This window comes from Streptomyces sp. SID13726 (genome assembly GCF_010548375.1).
Lineage (GTDB): Bacteria > Actinomycetota > Actinomycetes > Streptomycetales > Streptomycetaceae > Streptomyces.
The window spans coordinates 1-393 of sequence record NZ_JAAGLY010000798.1 but is presented as its reverse complement, the minus strand read 5'-3'; the positions used below and the strand labels follow the sequence as shown (position 1 = coordinate 393).

Genomic DNA, 393 nt, shown 5'->3' with positions numbered 1-393 from the left:
ACCTGGCGAAGTTCTACTCCACCGACGTCCTGGTCACCGGCCACGACATCATCTTCTTCTGGGTCGCCCGGATGATGATGTTCGGCCTGTACGCCATGGACGGCGAGGCCCCGTTCAAGACGATCGCGCTGACCGGCCTGGTCCGCGACGAGCGCGGCAAGAAGATGTCGAAGTCCTTCGGCAACGTCGTCGACCCGCTGGACTGGATGGACAAGTACGGCTCCGACGCCGTCCGCTTCACCCTGGCCAAGGGCGCCAACCCGGGCACCGACGTGCCGATCGGCGAGGACTGGGTCCAGGCGTCCAGCAAGTTCGCCAACAAGATCTGGAACGCCACGCGCTTCGCGCTGATGAACGGCGCGACGATCGAGGGCGAGCCGCCGCCGGTCGAGC

The 393-nt window shown here is 66.2% G+C and carries 1 protein-coding gene; it reads left to right on the top strand.

Features of this window, described 5'->3' with window-relative positions; translation table 11 throughout:
• Positions 1–393: class I tRNA ligase family protein (locus tag G3I78_RS50365; RefSeq protein WP_164437375.1), on the top strand; the 393-nt coding region annotated here is incomplete at both ends.